This window comes from Nostoc sp. 2RC (assembly GCF_014222165.1).
GTDB classification, from domain to species: Bacteria; Cyanobacteriota; Cyanobacteriia; order Cyanobacteriales; family Nostocaceae; genus Nostoc; species Nostoc linckia.
On sequence record NZ_JACKZU010000685.1, the window covers coordinates 1 to 1,534 of the forward strand.

Consider the following 1,534-nt stretch of genomic DNA (forward strand, 5'->3'; position numbering starts at 1 on the left):
GATGGGGGAGTGTGGGGAGAGAGGGGGGAAAGATTTCTTCCACATCCTCCCACACCTCCTGCTTGCCCCATGCCCTAAGAATATTGCGTAATCACCGGTAGCTGGTCGTTGAGTAGCCAATCACCTATGGCTCGTAATTTGTAGTCCACGGGATCGTGGAGGGTAAAGGTTCGCAAATCTCGCCAGTAACGGTCAAATCCATATTTGGTTGCGGTGGCGCGGGTTCCGGTGACTTCAAAGATCCGATTGGTAATATCTATACCTACGCGGGTAGCTAAGGCTTTGGCTGCGGAAACTGCGATCGCTACTTCTCCTCTTTCTTGATGAGTCAGGGCTATATCCTTGTCCCAAGCTGCTTGTACCTTTTCGGCTGCTGAGTCAGCTAGAGCGATCGCACCTTGAATTTCAACCCAAAAATCACCGTAATTATGCAATATATATGGGTCTTGAGTAGCACTATTTACTCCTGATGTAATCCAAGGACGAGTATTAGTTTTGGTATACTCACGAGCCGCAGCAAAGGCTCCTTTAGTAATTCCTAGATAAACGTTGGTTTTTGTTAGCTGGGCAATAATACCAAGAAAAGTGGAGAAGGCATTATCCGCTGGTTCTGGTGGCCCTAAAATTTCATCTTTGTATACTAAAACATTATTAAATGCATAGCTACCACTATCAGTTCGACGTTGCCCAATATTATCCCAATCTTGATTAGAAATTAAACCTTCTCTATCTTTAGGAATGATAAATATAAAGGGTAATTCTACACCATCTTGTAAAGCCGAGAATACCCGATAATCTGCAACAGCAATACCTGTACCAAAACTTTTAACACCATTAACTCGAAAATTTTCACCTTCTGGGCTAATTTTTAGCCTAGTATCCCGCGTATTAATAGCATTTGCCCAAAACAAATTATTCTTAGCAGTTTCAGTATAATATTTTTCCTTTTGCGCTGCTGTGCCAGAAACATGACCCAAAGCCGTCAAATTCAAATGATTACCATATAATTGACCAATTGAACCATCAGCTTTTGACAGTTTTCTCACAATTTTTAAGGCATCAATCCATGTTGCACCAATTCCCCCATATTGTTTAGGCACAACCAATGGTAACAAGCCTGTTTCCCGCAGCCGATTAATTTCTTCTTCTGGAACTCCGCCTTTAATATCCCTTTCAACTGCCGATTGGGCGAGTTCTTTAGATAATGAAGCTGCTATATCAATATAATCATAATCCTTTGGTTTTGTAATGTCTAGCACCATAAAAAATTATCCTTTTATAATTTGTAATTCCAGCAAATATAAAGTCTTCAATTGATTGCTATGTCAACATTCCTATTCCTCACAATTTGCCATGAAACGCAGAATTTAGGAGAAATGTAGAGTGAGCAAAACTCACCCTACAACTAAACAGAGGAAATGGAACATGGAACACTTTAAAGATGGGCATTGGGCATGGGGCAAGCAGGAAGTGTGGGAGGTGTGGGAGGATGTGGAAGAAATCTTTCCCCCTACACTCCCCACACTCCCCACAC

1 protein-coding gene is annotated in these 1,534 nt (G+C 41.7%); it reads right to left on the bottom strand.

The window, feature by feature from the left end; genetic code table 11:
- Positions 1 to 74: 74 nt before the first annotated feature.
- Positions 75 to 1,262 (bottom strand): acyl-CoA dehydrogenase family protein, encoded by a 1,188-nt coding sequence (locus GNE10_RS34405; RefSeq protein ID WP_185570493.1) that lies wholly within the window; start codon positions 1,260 to 1,262, stop codon positions 75 to 77.
- Between the last annotated feature and the right edge of the window lie 272 nt (positions 1,263 to 1,534).